Origin of the sequence: Priestia sp. YIM B13551, from assembly GCF_042787905.1 — a bacterium.
GTDB lineage: Bacteria > Bacillota > Bacilli > Bacillales > Bacillaceae_H > Priestia.
Genome location: NZ_JBHZOX010000033.1, coordinates 1 through 1,720 on the forward strand (window position 1 = coordinate 1; position 1,720 = coordinate 1,720).

Below are 1,720 nucleotides of genomic sequence, written 5' to 3' on the forward strand. Positions count from 1 at the left end.
AAAGTTTGGTTAAGTCCTCGATCGATTAGTATCAGTCAGCTACACATGTCGCCACGCTTCCACCTCTGACCTATCAACCTGATCATCTTTCAGGGATCTTACTAGCTTGCGCTATGGGAAATCTCATCTTGAGGGGGGCTTCATGCTTAGATGCTTTCAGCACTTATCCCGTCCACACATAGCTACCCAGCGATGCCTTTGGCAAGACAACTGGTACACCAGCGGTGTGTCCATCCCGGTCCTCTCGTACTAAGGACAGCTCCTCTCAAATTTCCTACGCCCACGACGGATAGGGACCGAACTGTCTCACGACGTTCTGAACCCAGCTCGCGTACCGCTTTAATGGGCGAACAGCCCAACCCTTGGGACCGACTACAGCCCCAGGATGCGATGAGCCGACATCGAGGTGCCAAACCTCCCCGTCGATGTGGACTCTTGGGGGAGATAAGCCTGTTATCCCCGGGGTAGCTTTTATCCGTTGAGCGATGGCCCTTCCATGCGGAACCACCGGATCACTAAGCCCGACTTTCGTCCCTGCTCGACTTGTAGGTCTCGCAGTCAAGCTCCCTTGTGCCTTTACACTCTACGAATGATTTCCAACCATTCTGAGGGAACCTTTGGGCGCCTCCGTTACATTTTAGGAGGCGACCGCCCCAGTCAAACTGCCCACCTGACACTGTCTCCCGGCCCGATCAGGGCCGCGGGTTAGAATTTCAATACAGCCAGGGTAGTATCCCACCGACGCCTCCACCGAAGCTAGCGCTCCGGCTTCTCAGGCTCCTACCTATCCTGTACAAGCTGTACCAAAATTCAATATCAGGCTACAGTAAAGCTCCACGGGGTCTTTCCGTCCTGTCGCGGGTAACCTGCATCTTCACAGGTACTATAATTTCACCGAGTCTCTCGTTGAGACAGTGCCCAGATCGTTACGCCTTTCGTGCGGGTCGGAACTTACCCGACAAGGAATTTCGCTACCTTAGGACCGTTATAGTTACGGCCGCCGTTTACTGGGGCTTCGATTCAGAGCTTCTCCCAAAGGATAACCCCTCCTCTTAACCTTCCAGCACCGGGCAGGCGTCAGCCCCTATACTTCGCCTTGCGGCTTCGCAGAGACCTGTGTTTTTGCTAAACAGTCGCCTGGGCCTATTCACTGCGGCTCTCTCGGGCTATACACCCTACCAGAGCACCCCTTCTCCCGAAGTTACGGGGTCATTTTGCCGAGTTCCTTAACGAGAGTTCTCTCGATCACCTTAGGATTCTCTCCTCGCCTACCTGTGTCGGTTTGCGGTACGGGCACCTCCCGCCTCGCTAGAGGCTTTTCTTGGCAGTGTGGAATCAGGAACTTCGGTACTATAATTCCCTCGTCATCACAGCTCAGCCTTTATGATGAGCGGATTTGCCTACTCATCAGCCTAACTGCTTGAACGCGCATATCCAGCAGCGCGCTTACCCTATCCTACTGCGTCCCCCCATTACTCAAACGGCGGGGAGGTGGTACAGGAATATCAACCTGTTGGCCATCGCCTACGCTTTTCAGCCTCGGCTTAGGTCCCGACTAACCCTGAGCGGACGAGCCTTCCTCAGGAAACCTTAGGCATTCGGTGGACAAGATTCTCACTTGTCTTTCGCTACTCATACCGGCATTCTCACTTCTAAGCGCTCCACCAGTCCTTACGGTCTGACTTCGCTGCACTTAGAACGCTCTCCTACCACTGACATC

General features: G+C 54.1%; 1 rRNA gene (cut by a window edge). It reads right to left on the bottom strand.

Annotation, left to right across the window (positions count from 1 at the left end):
- Positions 1-5: 5 nt before the first annotated feature.
- Positions 6-1,720: ribosomal RNA gene (locus ACFX4N_RS30990) — 23S ribosomal RNA — on the bottom strand (it continues 1,286 nt past the right edge of the window).